General features: G+C 42.8%; 19 protein-coding genes and 1 pseudogene. 13 read left to right on the top strand and 7 right to left on the bottom strand.

Annotated features, from left to right (window positions below; translation table 11 throughout):
* Positions 1–213: 213 nt before the first annotated feature.
* The 9 genes from fabK to HT708_RS09965 are packed head-to-tail and all read left to right on the top strand — an operon-like array spanning position 214 to position 8,076.
* Positions 214–1,188 (top strand): enoyl-[acyl-carrier-protein] reductase FabK, encoded by a 975-nt coding sequence (gene fabK / locus HT708_RS10005; protein WP_172926331.1) that lies wholly within the window; start codon positions 214–216, stop codon positions 1,186–1,188.
* The gene (gene fabD / locus HT708_RS10000; RefSeq protein ID WP_172926330.1) at positions 1,181–2,101 is read left to right on the top strand and encodes an ACP S-malonyltransferase; all 921 of its coding nucleotides are present in this window, start codon (positions 1,181–1,183) and stop codon (positions 2,099–2,101) included. The genes fabK and fabD overlap by 8 nt, the downstream gene beginning before the upstream one ends.
* A 33-nt stretch (positions 2,102–2,134) precedes the next feature.
* Positions 2,135–2,866 (top strand): 3-oxoacyl-[acyl-carrier-protein] reductase, encoded by a 732-nt coding sequence (gene fabG, locus HT708_RS09995; protein ID WP_000763053.1) that lies wholly within the window; start codon positions 2,135–2,137, stop codon positions 2,864–2,866.
* 21 nt (positions 2,867–2,887) lie between these two features.
* On the top strand, positions 2,888–4,123 hold the full coding sequence (gene fabF, locus HT708_RS09990) for a beta-ketoacyl-ACP synthase II (RefSeq protein WP_172926329.1): 1,236 nt from the start codon (positions 2,888–2,890) through the stop codon (positions 4,121–4,123).
* Positions 4,124–4,125: 2 nt separating this feature from the next.
* Positions 4,126–4,611 carry an acetyl-CoA carboxylase biotin carboxyl carrier protein gene (gene accB / locus HT708_RS09985; protein ID WP_001052244.1) on the top strand — a complete coding sequence of 162 codons (486 nt, stop codon included), beginning with the start codon at positions 4,126–4,128 and terminating at the stop codon, positions 4,609–4,611.
* Positions 4,608–5,030: a 3-hydroxyacyl-ACP dehydratase FabZ gene (gene fabZ / locus HT708_RS09980; protein WP_000565515.1), complete on the top strand. Its 423-nt coding sequence runs from the start codon at positions 4,608–4,610 to the stop codon at positions 5,028–5,030. The genes accB and fabZ overlap by 4 nt, the downstream gene beginning before the upstream one ends.
* 11 nt (positions 5,031–5,041) lie before the next feature.
* Positions 5,042–6,409 (top strand): acetyl-CoA carboxylase biotin carboxylase subunit, encoded by a 1,368-nt coding sequence (accC, locus tag HT708_RS09975; RefSeq protein ID WP_172926328.1) that lies wholly within the window; start codon positions 5,042–5,044, stop codon positions 6,407–6,409.
* 36 nt (positions 6,410–6,445) lie between these two features.
* Complete coding sequence (gene accD / locus HT708_RS09970; RefSeq protein WP_172926327.1) at positions 6,446–7,312, top strand: acetyl-CoA carboxylase, carboxyltransferase subunit beta; 867 nt, start codon at positions 6,446–6,448, stop codon at positions 7,310–7,312.
* Positions 7,309–8,076, top strand: a complete 768-nt coding sequence (locus tag HT708_RS09965; protein WP_001017397.1) for an acetyl-CoA carboxylase carboxyl transferase subunit alpha — start codon at positions 7,309–7,311, stop codon at positions 8,074–8,076. Before accD ends, HT708_RS09965 begins: the two co-directional genes overlap by 4 nt.
* A 113-nt stretch (positions 8,077–8,189) precedes the next feature.
* Here the strand turns inward: HT708_RS09965 and nusB are convergent, their stop codons facing one another.
* The 6 genes from nusB to gatC form a co-directional block, all read right to left on the bottom strand.
* Positions 8,190–8,615, bottom strand: coding sequence for a transcription antitermination factor NusB (gene nusB, locus HT708_RS09960; RefSeq protein WP_000203649.1), 426 nt, complete (start codon positions 8,613–8,615; stop codon positions 8,190–8,192).
* Positions 8,608–8,997: an Asp23/Gls24 family envelope stress response protein gene (locus tag HT708_RS09955; protein ID WP_000510572.1), complete on the bottom strand. Its 390-nt coding sequence runs from the start codon at positions 8,995–8,997 to the stop codon at positions 8,608–8,610. Before HT708_RS09955 ends, nusB begins: the two co-directional genes overlap by 8 nt.
* Before the next feature lie 21 nt (positions 8,998–9,018).
* Entirely contained in the window at positions 9,019–9,579 is a 561-nt protein-coding gene (efp, locus tag HT708_RS09950) for an elongation factor P (RefSeq protein WP_000568643.1), read from the bottom strand.
* Between the two features lie 130 nt (positions 9,580–9,709).
* Complete coding sequence (gatB, locus tag HT708_RS09945; protein ID WP_172926326.1) at positions 9,710–11,152, bottom strand: Asp-tRNA(Asn)/Glu-tRNA(Gln) amidotransferase subunit GatB; 1,443 nt, start codon at positions 11,150–11,152, stop codon at positions 9,710–9,712.
* Complete coding sequence (gene gatA / locus HT708_RS09940) at positions 11,152–12,618, bottom strand: Asp-tRNA(Asn)/Glu-tRNA(Gln) amidotransferase subunit GatA (RefSeq protein ID WP_172926325.1); 1,467 nt, start codon at positions 12,616–12,618, stop codon at positions 11,152–11,154. Before gatA ends, gatB begins: the two co-directional genes overlap by 1 nt.
* Positions 12,618–12,920: an Asp-tRNA(Asn)/Glu-tRNA(Gln) amidotransferase subunit GatC gene (gene gatC, locus HT708_RS09935; RefSeq protein WP_000705419.1), complete on the bottom strand. Its 303-nt coding sequence runs from the start codon at positions 12,918–12,920 to the stop codon at positions 12,618–12,620. The genes gatA and gatC overlap by 1 nt, the downstream gene beginning before the upstream one ends.
* A gap of 212 nt (positions 12,921–13,132) precedes the next feature.
* Here gatC and HT708_RS09930 point away from each other — a divergent pair, with 212 nt between their 5' ends.
* The 4 genes from HT708_RS09930 (at position 13,133) to HT708_RS12370 (ending at position 15,860) form a co-directional block, all read left to right on the top strand.
* Positions 13,133–14,677 carry a peptide chain release factor 3 gene (locus tag HT708_RS09930; RefSeq protein WP_001025437.1) on the top strand — a complete coding sequence of 515 codons (1,545 nt, stop codon included), beginning with the start codon at positions 13,133–13,135 and terminating at the stop codon, positions 14,675–14,677.
* Positions 14,678–14,687: 10 nt separating this feature from the next.
* Positions 14,688–14,822 (top strand): hypothetical protein, encoded by a 135-nt coding sequence (locus tag HT708_RS12235; protein WP_263595527.1) that lies wholly within the window; start codon positions 14,688–14,690, stop codon positions 14,820–14,822.
* A 552-nt stretch (positions 14,823–15,374) separates the two neighbouring features.
* Positions 15,375–15,473, top strand: a complete 99-nt coding sequence (locus HT708_RS12375) for a hypothetical protein (protein ID WP_001810144.1) — start codon at positions 15,375–15,377, stop codon at positions 15,471–15,473.
* A gap of 150 nt (positions 15,474–15,623) precedes the next feature.
* Entirely contained in the window at positions 15,624–15,860 is a 237-nt protein-coding gene (locus HT708_RS12370; RefSeq protein ID WP_255209663.1) for a glycosyltransferase, read from the top strand.
* 26 nt (positions 15,861–15,886) lie between these two features.
* Here HT708_RS12370 and HT708_RS09915 read toward each other — a convergent pair.
* Positions 15,887–16,027, bottom strand: a pseudogene (locus HT708_RS09915) (helix-turn-helix domain-containing protein); the annotation flags it as partial.
* Positions 16,028–16,034: the final 7 nt, after the last annotated feature.

The following is a 16,034-nucleotide window of genomic DNA, read 5'->3' as shown; positions in this document are numbered from 1 at the left end:
AAAATCAAAGAGCAAACTAGGAAGCTAGCCGCAGGCTGTACTTGAGTACGGCAAGGTGACGCTGACGTGGTTTGAATTTGATTTTCGAAGAGTATAAGCAGAATATAGATAGAAGGAGTAGGGAAACCCGCTCCCTCTTGTTTAGGCAATAGTTTGATTGTCAAATTATGACAGTATCGAACTATTACGTAAGCAAGAAACGATGGAGGCACTATGAAAACGCGTATTACAGAATTATTGAACATTGATTATCCTATCTTTCAAGGAGGGATGGCCTGGGTTGCTGATGGTGATTTGGCAGGGGCTGTTTCCAAGGCTGGAGGATTAGGAATTATCGGTGGGGGAAATGCCCCGAAAGAAGTTGTCAAGGCCAATATTGATAAAATCAAATCATTGACGGATAAACCCTTTGGGGTCAACATCATGCTCTTATCTCCCTTTGTGGAAGATATCGTGGATCTCGTTATTGAAGAAGGTGTTAAAGTTGTCACAACAGGAGCAGGAAATCCAAGCAAGTATATGGAACGTTTCCATGAAGCTGGGATAATCGTTATTCCTGTTGTTCCTAGTGTCGCTTTAGCTAAACGCATGGAAAAAATCGGTGCAGACGCTGTTATTGCAGAAGGAATGGAAGCTGGGGGGCATATCGGCAAATTAACAACCATGACCTTGGTGCGACAGGTAGCCACAGCTATATCTATTCCTGTTATTGCTGCAGGAGGAATTGCGGATGGTGAAGGTGCTGCGGCTGGCTTTATGCTAGGTGCAGAGGCTGTACAGGTGGGGACACGGTTTGTAGTTGCAAAAGAGTCGAATGCCCATCCAAACTACAAGGAGAAAATTTTAAAAGCAAGGGATATTGACACTACGATTTCAGCTCAGCACTTTGGTCATGCTGTTCGTGCTATTAAAAATCAGTTGACTAGAGATTTTGAACTGGCTGAAAAAGATGCCTTTAAGCAGGAAGATCCTGATTTAGAAATCTTTGAACAAATGGGAGCAGGTGCCCTAGCCAAAGCAGTTGTTCACGGTGATGTGGATGGTGGCTCTGTCATGGCAGGTCAAATCGCAGGGCTTGTTTCTAAAGAAGAAACAGCTGAAGAAATCCTAAAAGATTTGTATTACGGAGCCGCTAAGAAAATTCAAGAAGAAGCCTCTCGCTGGACAGGAGTTGTAAGAAATGACTAAAACAGCCTTTTTATTTGCTGGTCAAGGTGCCCAGTATCTAGGGATGGGACGGGATTTCTATGATCAGTATCCGATTGTTAAAGAAACGATTGATCGAGCGAGTCAGGTGCTCGGTTATGATTTGCGTTATCTCATCGATACGGAAGAGGACAAACTCAATCAGACCCGCTATACGCAACCAGCCATTCTAGCGACTTCGGTTGCTATCTACCGTTTATTGCAAGAAAAGGGCTATCAGCCTGATATGGTTGCTGGTTTGTCTCTTGGAGAATACTCTGCCTTGGTGGCCAGTGGCGCCTTGGATTTTGAAGATGCGGTAGCCTTAATCGCTAAGCGTGGCGCCTATATGGAAGAAGCGGCTCCTGCTGGCTCTGGCAAGATGGTAGCTGTTCTTAATACGCCAGTAGAGGTCATTGAAGAAGCCTGTCAGCAAGCTTCTGAACTTGGAGTGGTTACCCCAGCCAACTATAACACACCTGCACAAATCGTCATTGCTGGAGAAGTGGTTGCAGTTGATCGAGCGGTTGAACTTTTGCAAGAAGCAGGTGCTAAACGCTTGATTCCTCTTAAGGTGTCAGGTCCCTTTCACACCGCTCTCCTTGAACCTGCTAGCCAGAAACTAGCTGAAACTCTAGCTCAGGTAAGTTTTTCAGATTTTACTTGTCCCCTAGTCGGCAATACAGAAGCTGCTGTGATGCAAAAAGAGGACATTGCTCAGCTCTTGACGCGTCAGGTCAAGGAACCCGTTCGTTTCTATGAAAGTATTGGGGTCATGCAAGAAGCAGGCATAAGCAACTTTATCGAGATTGGACCGGGGAAAGTCTTGTCAGGTTTTGTTAAAAAAATTGATCAAACTGCTCACTTAGCTCATGTGGAAGATCAAGCGAGTTTAGTAGCACTTTTAGAAAAATAGACTAAAATAAGTAGAAGTTTTGAAAGGAAAAAAATGAAACTAGAACATAAAAATATCTTTATTACAGGTTCGAGTCGTGGAATTGGTCTTGCCATCGCCCACAAGTTTGCTCAAGCAGGAGCCAACATTGTCTTAAACAGTCGTGGGGCAATCTCAGAAGAATTGCTCGCTGAGTTTTCAAACTATGGTATCAAGGTGGTTCCCATTTCAGGAGATGTATCAGATTTTGCAGACGCTAAGCGTATGATTGATCAAGCTATTGCAGAACTGGGTTCAGTAGATGTTTTGGTCAACAATGCAGGGATTACCCAAGATACTCTTATGCTCAAGATGACAGAAGCAGATTTTGAAAAAGTGCTCAAGGTCAATCTGACTGGTGCCTTTAATATGACACAATCAGTCTTGAAACCGATGATGAAAGCTAGAGAAGGTGCTATCATTAATATGTCTAGTGTTGTTGGTTTGATGGGGAATATTGGTCAAGCTAACTATGCTGCTTCTAAGGCTGGCTTGATTGGCTTTACCAAGTCTGTGGCACGTGAGGTTGCTAGTCGGAATATACGAGTCAATGTGATTGCTCCAGGAATGATTGAGTCTGATATGACCGCTATCTTATCAGATAAGATTAAGGAAGCTACACTAGCTCAGATTCCGATGAAAGAATTTGGGCAGGCAGAGCAGGTTGCAGATTTGACAGTATTTTTAGCAGGCCAAGATTATCTAACTGGTCAAGTGGTTGCCATTGATGGTGGCTTAAGTATGTAGCGAAAGCTAGAGGTGAAAAGAATGAAACTAAATCGAGTAGTGGTAACAGGTTATGGAGTAACATCTCCAATCGGAAATACACCAGAAGAATTTTGGAATAGTTTAGCAACTGGGAAAATCGGCATTGGTGGCATTACAAAATTTGATCATAGTGACTTTGATGTGCATAATGCGGCAGAAATCCAAGATTTTCCGTTCGATAAATACTTTATAAAAAAAGATACCAACCGTTTTGATAACTATTCTTTATATGCCTTGTATGCAGCCCAAGAGGCTGTAAATCATGCCAATCTTGATGTAGAGGCTCTTAATAGGGATCGTTTTGGTGTTATCGTTGCATCTGGTATTGGTGGAATCAAGGAAATTGAAGATCAGGTACTTCGCCTTCATGAAAAAGGACCCAAACGTGTCAAACCAATGACTCTTCCAAAAGCTTTACCAAATATGGCTTCTGGGAATGTAGCCATGCGTTTTGGTGCAAACGGTGTTTGTAAATCTATCAATACTGCCTGCTCTTCATCAAATGATGCGATTGGGGATGCCTTCCGCTCCATTAAGTTTGGTTTCCAAGATGTGATGTTGGTGGGAGGAACAGAAGCTTCTATCACATCTTTTGCCATCGCTGGTTTCCAAGCCTTAACAGCTCTCTCTACTACAGAGGATCCAACTCGTGCTTCGATCCCATTTGATAAGGATCGCAATGGGTTTGTTATGGGTGAAGGTTCAGGGATGTTGGTTCTAGAAAGCCTTGAACACGCTGAAAAACGTGGAGCTACTATCCTGGCTGAAGTGGTTGGTTACGGAAATACTTGTGATGCCTACCACATGACTTCTCCACATCCAGAAGGTCAGGGAGCTATCAAGGCCATCAAACTAGCCTTGGAAGAAGCTGAGATTTCTCCAGAGCAAGTAGCCTATGTCAATGCTCACGGAACGTCAACTCCTGCCAATGAAAAAGGAGAAAGTGGAGCTATCGTAGCTGTTCTTGGTAAGGAAGTACCTGTATCATCAACCAAGTCTTTTACAGGACATTTGCTGGGGGCTGCGGGTGCAGTAGAAGCTATCGTCACCATCGAAGCTATGCGTCATAACTTTGTACCAATGACAGCTGGGACAAGTGAAGTATCAGATTATATCGAAGCTAATGTCGTTTATGGACAAGGCTTGGAGAAAGAAATTCCATACGCTATTTCAAATACTTTTGGTTTTGGAGGCCACAATGCAGTTCTTGCTTTCAAACGTTGGGAGAATAGATAAGTATGAATTTAAATGATATTAAAGACTTGATGACTCAATTTGACCAGTCAAGTTTGAGAGAATTTTCTTATAAAAATGGGACGGATGAGTTGCAGTTTAGCAAGAATGAAGCGAGACCTGTGCCTGAAGTTGCAACTCAAGTCGCTCCAGCACCCGTTCTAGCAACACCGAGTCCAGTAGCTCCTACATCTGCTCCAGCAGAGACTGTAGCAGAAGAAGTTCCAGCTCCAGCTGAAGCAAGTGTGGCTACTGAGGGAAATCTTGTAGAGAGTCCACTTGTTGGAGTGGTTTACTTGGCTGCTGGACCAGATAAACCTGCCTTCGTTACAGTTGGTGATAGTGTCAAAAAAGGTCAAACATTGGTCATTATCGAAGCCATGAAAGTCATGAATGAAATCCCAGCTCCTAAGGATGGTGTGGTAACGGAAATTCTCGTCTCTAACGAGGAAATGGTTGAGTTTGGTAAAGGATTGGTACGTATCAAATGATCGATATTCAAGGAATCAAAGAAGCCCTTCCCCACCGTTATCCTATGCTTCTAGTGGACCGTGTCTTGGAAGTGAGCGAGGATACCATTGTTGCTATCAAAAATGTGACCATTAACGAGCCTTTCTTTAACGGCCACTTTCCTCAATACCCAGTTATGCCAGGTGTTCTGATTATGGAAGCCTTGGCGCAAACTGCTGGTGTGTTGGAGTTATCAAAACCTGAAAATAAAGGAAAACTGGTCTTTTACGCTGGTATGGACAAGGTTAAGTTCAAGAAGCAAGTTGTACCAGGCGACCAATTGGTTATGACAGCGACTTTTGTAAAACGTCGTGGCACCATAGCTGTGGTTGAAGCAAAGGCTGAAGTGGATGGCAAGCTTGCAGCCAGTGGTACCCTTACTTTTGCAATTGGGAACTAAGGAGGTTCTCCATGTTTCGAAAAATTTTAATTGCCAATCGTGGTGAAATTGCGGTTCGTATTATCCGTGCGGCACGTGAATTGGGGATTGCGACGGTAGCGGTTTATTCAACTGCTGATAAGGAAGCTCTTCATACGCTTTTGGCAGATGAAGCAGTTTGTATTGGTCCTGGCAAGGCAACAGAGTCTTATCTCAATATTAATGCAGTTCTATCAGCTGCAGTCTTGACTGAGGCAGAAGCTATTCACCCTGGTTTTGGATTTCTCAGTGAAAATTCCAAATTTGCGACCATGTGTGAAGAAGTAGGTATCAAGTTTATCGGTCCATCTGGTCATGTTATGGATATGATGGGGGATAAGATCAATGCGCGTGCTCAGATGATTAAAGCAGGTGTGCCTGTTATACCAGGTTCAGATGGAGAAGTGCATAACTCTGAAGAAGCTTTGATTGTTGCTGAAAAAATTGGCTATCCTGTTATGCTCAAGGCTTCAGCAGGTGGAGGTGGTAAAGGGATTCGTAAGGTTGAAAAACCAGATGACCTCGTTTCTGCCTTTGAAACTGCCTCTAGTGAGGCCAAGGCCAATTATGGCAATGGTGCCATGTACATAGAACGGGTTATCTATCCAGCTCGGCACATTGAGGTTCAAATCCTAGGTGATGAGCATGGACATGTGATTCACTTGGGTGAACGGGATTGTTCTCTTCAAAGGAATAACCAAAAGGTTTTGGAAGAAAGTCCCTCGATTGCAATCGGAAAAACGCTGCGTCATGAAATAGGTGCTGCTGCTGTTCGAGCGGCAGAGTTTGTTGGCTATGAGAATGCAGGAACCATTGAATTTCTTCTTGATGAAGCAAGTAGCAATTTCTATTTCATGGAGATGAATACTCGTGTTCAGGTAGAACATCCAGTAACAGAGTTTGTTTCAGGTGTTGATATCGTTAAGGAACAGATTCGCATTGCGGCAGGTCAGCCTTTATCTGTTAAGCAAGAAGATATTGTCCTACGCGGTCATGCCATCGAGTGTCGTATCAATGCAGAAAACCCAGCCTTTAACTTTGCTCCAAGTCCAGGTAAGATTACTAATCTCTATCTGCCAAGTGGTGGAGTTGGCTTGCGCGTGGATTCAGCAGTTTATCCAGGTTATACCATTCCGCCTTATTATGATAGTATGATTGCCAAAATCATAGTACACGGCGAAAATCGTTTTGACGCCTTGATGAAAATGCAACGTGCCCTCTATGAATTAGAAATTGAAGGAGTGCAGACCAATGCAGATTTCCAGCTTGACCTCATTTCAAATCGCAATGTCATTGCTGGGGATTATGATACTTCCTTCTTGATGGAAACCTTCTTACCTAAATATCAAGAAAAAGAATAAAATGACTTTAAGAGTTTAAACCGAAAAGGGGAATCAATGGCTCTATTTAGTAAAAAAGATAAGTATATTCGAATCAATCCCAATCGTTCGGTTAGGGAAAAACCTCAAGCTAAGCCAGAGGTTCCAGATGAATTATTTTCCCAGTGTCCAGGCTGTAAGTATACCATTTATCAGAAGGATCTGGGAAGTGAGCGTATCTGTCCGCACTGTAGCTATACCTTTCGTATTTCTGCCCAAGAACGCTTGGCTTTGATGATTGATATGGGAACCTTCAAGGAATTGTTTACAGGGATTGAAAGCAAGGATCCCTTGCATTTCCCTGGTTATCAAAAGAAACTAGCAACTATGCGTGAAAAAACAGGTCTGGATGAAGCCGTTGTGACAGGAACAGCTCTTATAAAAGGTCAGACTGTGGCTCTTGGGATTATGGATTCTAACTTTATCATGGCTTCTATGGGTACGGTTGTAGGTGAAAAAATCACTCGTTTGTTTGAGTATGCGACTGTCGAAAAATTGCCAGTTGTCCTATTCACAGCCTCTGGTGGAGCCCGTATGCAGGAAGGAATCATGAGTCTCATGCAGATGGCTAAGATCTCTGCGGCGGTTAAACGCCATTCAAATGCTGGTCTCTTTTACCTGACCATTTTGACAGATCCAACGACTGGTGGTGTGACAGCTTCTTTCGCTATGGAAGGCGATATCATTCTGGCTGAACCACAGAGCTTGGTTGGTTTTGCTGGGCGTCGTGTGATTGAAAATACGGTTCGTGAAAGCTTGCCTGAGGATTTCCAAAAGGCAGAATTCCTATTAGAACATGGCTTTGTGGATGCTATTGTCAAAAGAAGAGACTTACCAGATATGATTGCTAGCCTAGTCAGATTGCATGGAGGGAGTCCTAGATGAATATTGCAAAAATAGTCAGAGAAGCGCGTGAGCAGAGTCGCTTGACAACCTTGGACTTTGCGACAGGCATTTTTGATGAATTTATCCAATTACATGGTGACCGTTCTTTTCGTGATGATGGTGCAGTTGTTGGTGGTATTGGTTGGCTTGGAGACCAAGCTGTAACAGTGGTTGGTATCCAAAAAGGCAAGAGTTTGCAAGACAACCTCAAACGGAATTTTGGCCAACCACATCCAGAAGGCTACCGAAAGGCACTGCGGTTGATGAAACAGGCTGAGAAATTTGGCCGTCCAGTTGTGACCTTTATCAATACAGCAGGTGCTTATCCTGGTGTCGGAGCGGAAGAACGTGGACAGGGAGAAGCTATTGCTCGCAATCTCATGGAAATGAGTGATTTGAAAGTTCCTATTATTGCCATCATTATCGGTGAAGGTGGTTCAGGTGGGGCTCTGGCTCTAGCCGTTGCGGACCGTGTTTGGATGCTGGAAAATTCTATCTATGCTATTCTCAGTCCAGAAGGCTTTGCTTCCATTTTATGGAAGGACGGAACTCGTGCCATGGAAGCAGCAGAACTGATGAAAATCACTTCCCATGAACTGTTAGAAATGGACGTGGTGGACAAGGTGATTTCTGAAGCAGGACTTTCTAGTAAAGAACTGATTAAGAGTGTCAAGAAAGAACTTCAAGCTGAGCTGGCTAGACTTTCACAAAAACCGCTAGAAGAGTTGCTGGAAGAACGCTATCAACGATTTAGAAAATACTAATACCTCAGAATACGCAAAAACTAGAACTGGCAGTTAGTTCTAGTTTTTATGTGGTTCTTACTCTGTATCAAGGACGAAGTAAAAGGTGCTTGGAAGACCAAACACCTTTTCGATTATTCATTTTTTTCTGTTACAAACTGGCTGAGCAGTCCGTTGATAAAGCGGGCTGATTTTTGATCTGAAAAATTCTTAGCGAGTTCAATAGCTTCATTGACTGCTACCAGCTGAGGTGTATCAAATGATGTGATTTCAAAGATACCCAAGCGTAGTAAGTTTTTTTCGACCAAAGTCAAACGTTCAACTGTCCAGCCTGACTTGAGGTGCTGGTTGATTTGTGTATCCAACTCGTCTTTTTGTGCTTGAACACCAGAAACCAAATTTAGAAGAAAGGCTGGGATTTGCACATCTGCATCTTCACGGTCATGTGTGTAGGCAAAGCGACAAGCTGTTTCCATATCTGTGTCGAATTCAAGGCTCATAAGAGCTTGAAAAGCGCCTTTACGAAGTTCGCGTCTAGATTCTAATAATGGACTAGTCATTGAGGAAGTCCTCGTTAAATAGATCTTTCAACTCTGGTTTAGGTGTTTTGTCTGGAACAATTCCTGTAACATGGATATTGACAGCAGAAAGTTCCACATCAGCCATATCATGGACAGCATCTTTGACTGCTTTTTGAATAGCAATAGCTACTTTTGGTACTTTCACACCGTACTCAAGATAGAGATAGATGTCAGCAGTTAGCTCTTCATTGTTTTCTTTTAAGTAGACGCCGCGACCAAGAGAGAGTTTTGATAGGGTGTCAGATACGGATTTATTTGAAAATGAGTGGACACCATCAACTTTAGCAGTTGCGATGGCAATGATTTTTTCAAGTACACGTGGAGCGATAACGATTTCGCCAAATTGTTCTTCAATTCCCATAGAATGACCTCTTTCTAGAGATTAGGCACGAGAAACGTAAGTTCCTTCTGCAGTGTTGATGATCAATTTTTGTCCAGCTTCGATGAAGTCTGGAACGTTGACAACAAGTCCAGTTTCCATGGTTGCTGGTTTACCAGAACCTGTAACAGTAGCACCTTTGATAGATGGTTGTGTTTCAGCAACTGTCAATTCAACAGTAGTTGGTACAGTTACACCGATTACTTCAGTTCCGTAGAATTGGATTTTCACATCAGAGTTTTCAAGGATGTAAAGCAACTCATTTTCAACATTTACGACTGGTATTTCGTATTGGTCGTAAGTTTCAGTGTTCATGAAGTAGGCAGTTTCATCCATTTTGTACAAGTATTGAGCTGGAACAGTTTCGATAATAGCTTGTTCGAATTTTTCTTCTGGACGGTAGCTTGTATCAAATGTAGAACCAGTACGGACATCACGCAATTTCATACGCATGATTGTGTTCCCTTTACCTGGTTTGTGGTGGCTAGCTTCCAAAACGCGGATCAATTTTCCGTCTGCAGTTTCAAATGTCATACCAGCTTTCAATTTGCTTGCTTCAATCATGTTTTTACCTCTTTAATAAATATTATTACTCTTCATTTTACCATAAAATCTTCTGGAAATAAAGCCAAAATAGTTATTGGGAGATGGTAGGGGAGAAAAAACCAACCTCAAGGCTGGTTTCTTTTACATATTAATCTTCTTTCAACTTCGCCAATTCCTGTGCAAGTAGTTTAAGGGCAACTTGTGGGTTGGCTTGGCCTTTGGTTGCCTTCATAAGGAATCCTGTGAAGGCCTTATCTGCGTTACGTTTGCCTGACTTGAAATCGGCAACTGCGGCTTCGTTATCCGCAAAGACTTGGTGGATGATTGGAATCAAGATTTCTGGATCTGAGATTTGAACCATGCCAGCTTTTTCAACGTATTCACGCGCTCCACCGCCATTTTTAGCTAGATGGACAAAGACTTTCTTGGCAATCTTAGAAGAGATTGTGCCGTCTTCGATGATGGCAATCATTTCAACCAAGTTTTCTGGTGTCAATTTGATTTGTTCAAGTGTCTTGCCTTCAGCATTCAAGAATTGAGCGACTTCTCCTTGGAGCCAGTTAGAAACTTGTTTAGCATCGCCACCGAGAGCCACAGCTTTTTCAAAGAAATCAGAAGTGACTTTGTTTGCAGTCAACTGGCTAGCATCATAGTCTGACAAGCCAAGGTCAGATACGTAGCGCGCACGGCGTTCTTTTGGAAACTCTGGCAATTCAGTACGCATTTCCTCAATCCACTCGTCAGAGATTTCAAAGAGAGGTAGGTCTGGTTCTGGGAAGTAGCGGTAGTCTGCAGCTCCTTCCTTAACACGCATGAGGATGGTTGCTTTGTTAGCTTCATCGTAACGGCGTGTTTCTTGGCGGATTTGACCACCTGAGCGAAGGATTTCAGCCTGACGTTGGACTTCGTATTCAAGACCTTTGCGGACGTTTGAGAAGGAGTTGAGGTTCTTCAACTCAGTCTTGGTACCGAATTTCTCTTGACCATAAGGACGAAGAGAAATGTTGGCATCCACACGCATAGAACCTTCTTCCATCTTAACGTCAGAAATACCAGCGTACTGGATGACTTCCTTGAGGGCAGTTAGGTAAGCATAGGCTTCTTCTGGTGAACGCATATCGGCTTCAGATACAATCTCGATCAAAGGCACACCTTGGCGGTTGAGGTCAACGTAAGAGTAGCCATCTGTACCGTGAGTGTTTTTACCAGCGTCTTCCTCTAGGTGAGCACGTTCGATACCGATTTTCTTAGTCGTACCGTCTTCTAGTTCCACTTCAATCCAGCCGTTGTAACCGATTGGCTCATCAAACTGAGAAATTTGGTAGGCTTTTGGATTATCAGGGTAGAAGTAGTTCTTGCGGTCAAAGTGCATCTTTTTGTGGATGTCCATATTGAGGGCAAGAGCAGCTTTGATACCGGCATCGACAACACCTTTGTTGAGAACTGGCAGAACTCCTGGGAAGGACCAGTCAATCACGTTAGTGTTGGCATTTTGGTCATTTCCGAAGTGGGCAGAAGTAGGTGAGAAGATTTTTGAATTGGTGTTGAGCTCTACGTGGACTTCAAGTCCAATGACTGTTTCAAAGTTCATTAGTTGTCACCTCCAAAAATCACGGGTTGTTGTTTGTGGTAGTCTGTTGTTGCCTCAAAAGCAGCAGCAGCTTGGTAAATGGTTTCCTCAGAATATTTAGGACCAATCAATTGTAGACCGACAGGTAGACCTTGAGAGAAACCAGCAGGAATCGAAATTCCTGGTAGACCAGCTAAGTTGACTGGGATGGTCAAGAGGTCAGCCAAGTACATGGCAACTGGGTCGTGGTTGAGTGAATCCAAGTCATAGGCAACACTTGGAGCAGTTGGACCCAAAATCAAGTCGTAATCCGCGAAGACTTTTTCGAAATCTTGAATGATAAGGGTACGGACTTGACCAGCTTTCTTGTAGTAAGCATCGTAGTAACCTGATGAAAGACTGAAAGTACCTAGCATGATACGACGTTTCACTTCTTCACCGAAACCTTGGCTACGGCTGTTTACATAGATTTCATCAAGATTTGTCGCATCCTCTGCGCGGTAGCCGTAACGGATACCGTCAAAGCGTTGCAAGTTTGATGAAGCTTCAGATGAAGCAATGATGTAGTAGACGGCAACCCCGTATTTAGAGTGAGGAAGGCTGACTTCTTCAACGATAGCACCAAGTTTCTCAAAGTGCTTAGCAGCATTAAGAATAGTTTCCTTAACCTCTGGGTCAATTCCTTCACCGAGGTATTCCTTAGGCAAAGCGATTTTCATGCCCTTGATGTCTTGACCGATTTTTGAAGTAAAGTCGGCGATTCGGACAGGAGCAGAAGTAGAGTCTTTAGCATCTTCGCTGGCAATAGCGTTGAGCAAGAGAGCATTTTCCTTAACAGTAGGAGCAAAAGGTCCAATCTGGTCTAATGAGCTACCAAAGGCAATGAGCCCGAAACGTGAAACTGTTCCGTAGGTTGGTTTGAGACCAACGATCCCGTTGAAAGCGGCAGGTTGGCGGATAGAACCACCAGTATCAGAACCAAGTGATAAGCGGACTTGTCCTGAAGCTACAGCTGCAGCAGAACCACTTGATGAGCCACCAGGAACCTTGCTGTGGTGCCAAGCATTTTTAGTTGCTCCGTAGTGTGAAGTTTCACCTGAACCACCCATGGCAAATTCGTCCATGTTAGTTTTCCCGACGACAATCATGCCTTTCGCTTTTGCATTGGCAACCGCAGTCGCATCAAAGATTGGCTCATAGTTGTAGAGCATTTTTGAGGCTGCAGTTGTGAGAATACCGTCTGTAGAGATATTATCCTTAACTGCAAGTGGAATTCCTGAAAGGACATTATTCGCGTCAATTCCAGCTTCATCAATAGCTTTAGCTTGAGCAAGGGCTTGCTCTTCAGAGATGGTAACAAAAGCGTTGATAGCTGTCTCGCGAGATTTGATATCTTCAAGCGTAGCTTGTGTCAATTCTGTTGCTGAAATTTCCTTAGAAACAAGGAGATTGTGCAAGTCTTCAATGGTTTTATTGTTGAAAGTCATTAGGCATCTCCTCCATCGTCTAGGATAGCTGGTACCTTGATATAATAGTTATCTTTTTCAGGTACGTTTTTAAACAAGCGATCGCGGTCTGTTCCTTCTTCGGCCACATCAGGTCGGAGTACAGTCTTGCGGTCAGCCATAGTTGTAGTTGGTGCGACACCAGTTGTGTCAACTTCGCCTAGCAACTCAACCATGTCAACAATCTTAGACAAGGTAGTCGCAAAGGCAGCAGTTTCTTCTTCAGAGAATCTTAATTTTGAAAGATTGGCAACGTGTGTTACCTCTTCTTGCGTAATTTTCATCTTGCATCCTTTCGTGAAATGATGATTTTTAGTCTGTTCTATTTTACCATATTTTCCTATAAATAAGGGAGGGATAAGTGAAAAGAAATAGAAATTGAAAAAAATGCTAAAATCCGATATAATGGAGTGTTGAAAGGAATGGTAAAATCCAATGTAAAAATCATTCTTAGCTATCGAAACAAGAAAAATAGAGAATCAAAGAAAGAGAACTTATGAATATTCAAGAAGAAATTAAGAAACGCCGTACCTTTGCCATCATCTCCCACCCTGACGCGGGGAAAACAACCATTACGGAGCAGTTGCTTTACTTTGGGGGTGAGATTCGTGAGGCTGGTACGGTGAAAGGGAAGAAAACAGGGACTTTTGCCAAGTCTGACTGGATGGATATCGAGAAGCAACGTGGGATTTCGGTTACTTCATCTGTTATGCAGTTTGACTACGATGGCAAGCGCGTGAATATCCTCGACACACCAGGGCACGAGGACTTCTCAGAAGATACTTATCGTACCTTGATGGCGGTGGATGCTGCGGTCATGGTCGTGGATTCTGCCAAGGGTATCGAGGCCCAAACCAAGAAATTGTTTGAGGTTGTGAAACACCGTGGCATTCCAGTCTTTACCTTTATGAACAAGCTAGACCGTGACGGACGTGAGCCACTGGACCTCTTGCAAGAATTGGAAGAAGTCTTGGGAATTGCTAGCTACCCTATGAACTGGCCAATCGGGATGGGGAAAGCTTTTGAGGGTTTGTATGATCTCTATAACCAACGCCTGGAGCTCTACAAAGGGGATGAGCGTTTTGCTAGTCTAGAAGATGGGGACAAGCTTTTTGGTAGCAATCCTTTCTACGAGCAAGTCAAAGATGATATTGAACTTTTAAATGAAGCTGGAAATGAGTTTTCAGAGGAAGCTATCCTTGCTGGAGAATTGACACCTGTCTTCTTTGGTTCAGCTTTGACAAACTTTGGTGTGCAGACCTTCCTTGAGACCTTCCTCAAGTTTGCTCCAGAACCACATGGACACAAGAAAACAGATGGCGAAATTGTGGATCCTTACGACAAGGATTTCTCAGGATTTGTCTTTAAAATCCAAGCCAATATGGATCCTCGTCACCGTGACCGTATTGCCTTTGTCCGTATCGTATCGGGTGAATTTGAACGTGGCATGAGTGTCAATCTACCTCGTACTGGTAAAGGGGCTAAACTGTCGAATGTCACTCAGTTTATGGCTGAAAGTCGTGAGAATGTGACCAATGCCGTGGCAGGTGATATTATCGGGGTTTACGATACCGGTACTTATCAGGTTGGGGATACCTTGACAGTTGGGAAAAATAAATTTGAATTTGAACCCCTACCAACCTTTACCCCTGAAATTTTCATGAAAGTTTCTGCTAAGAATGTCATGAAGCAAAAATCCTTCCACAAGGGAATTGAGCAACTGGTGCAAGAGGGTGCCATTCAGCTTTATAAAAATTACCAAACAGGCGAGTACATGCTGGGAGCTGTAGGTCAACTCCAGTTTGAAGTCTTCAAACACCGTATGGAAGGCGAATACAATGCGGAAGTCGTCATGAGTCCAATGGGTAAAAAGACCGTTCGTTGGATCAAGCCTGAGGATTTGGATGAACGGATGTCATCAAGTCGCAATATCTTGGCCAAAGACCGTTTTGACCAACCAGTCTTCCTTTTTGAAAATGACTTTGCCCTCCGTTGGTTTGCGGACAAGTATCCAGACGTAGAGTTGGAAGAAAAGATGTAAATCGTTACAAATGACTAGCAACATAAAGTTGCTGTCATTTGACGGTAACCGCTATGGCGGCTTACCTAAACGCTTCACTAGGAAAAATCCACGAATGGTATCGATTCGTGGACTTTTCCGTCGTAATGGGAAAGAAGCGAACTAGCTAACTGCTTCACTAACTGAGTTTTACAAATGGAATCGATTTGTAAAACTCAGTGTCGTAGTTCAGTAAAGTTACTTGATTGTGTAACAATCTAAGTAACTAACGCCAAGTTTCTATGGAACTTGGCTAGGCGCTCCACTAGTAAAGTTTTACGAATCGATATTATTCGTAAAACTTTACGTCGTAACTGGTAGTGAGCGGTCTAGCTAACTGCCTCACTAACTACGTTTGGCAAATAGAATCGATTGGTCAAACTACGTGTCGTAGTATAACAATCGGCTTACCTAAACGCTTCACTAGGAAAAATCCACGAATAATATTGATTAGTGGATTTTTCCGTTGTAGCAGAAAGTAGGTAGCCTAGCTAACTGCCTTACTAACTACGTTTGGCAAATGAAATCGATTTGTAAAACTCCGTGTCGTAATGTAAAAATTGTAAACCGTAATGGGACTTCATCTAAAATCTCCACTGGTATGGTTTTACGAACGAATAGGCGAAAATAATGGTTACGTAGAAACATATGATGGGAATAAAAAGAAATGAGATAAAGAGTGAAAGAAGAGAAAAAAGCGATTGTCTTAGGTGCAGATAATGCTTATATGGATAAAGTTGAAACAACAATAAAATCTCTTTGTGTTCATCTATTATAATCTTAAGTTTTATGTTTTTAATGATGACCTTCCGCGAGAATGGTTCCAATTGATGGAAAAAAGACTAGAGACTTTGAATAGTGAGATTGTGAATGTTTAGATTGACAGTAGTATTCTGAAAGGTTATCGTCTCCCCTTTGAGGGACTTTCATATGCGGCTTTTTTAGGTATTTTATTCCAAAGTATGTAAGCGAGTCTCGTGTACTGTATTTGGATTTAGATATTGTTGTAAGAAAATCGATAGATGAGCTGTGGGATTTGGACTTGACGGATATACCCTTAGCTGCAGTTAGAGATGATTTTTATACACATAATTTTAATTCTGGTGTTCTGTTAATCAACAATGGTATGTGGAGAGCAGAAAATGTCACGCAAGACCTGATTTAAGACACAAATAAAAAATCTTCCAATTCTCTGTTTCCGTGTCTGAAGGTTTCTTTTCCTTTCTGTTGATAGACTAGTAGCAGACGATTGATTTGTCTTTCAGAAAGATTAAGTTCGACACAGGCTTGTTTCTTTGTTTTCTTTCCTTGGGCAATAGCTGTTATAGTCATTTAGTTT

This window comes from Streptococcus sp. 3613 (genome assembly GCF_013277375.1).
GTDB classification, from domain to species: Bacteria; Bacillota; Bacilli; order Lactobacillales; family Streptococcaceae; genus Streptococcus; species Streptococcus pseudopneumoniae.
This window is presented reverse-complemented; position numbering and strand designations above follow the sequence as displayed.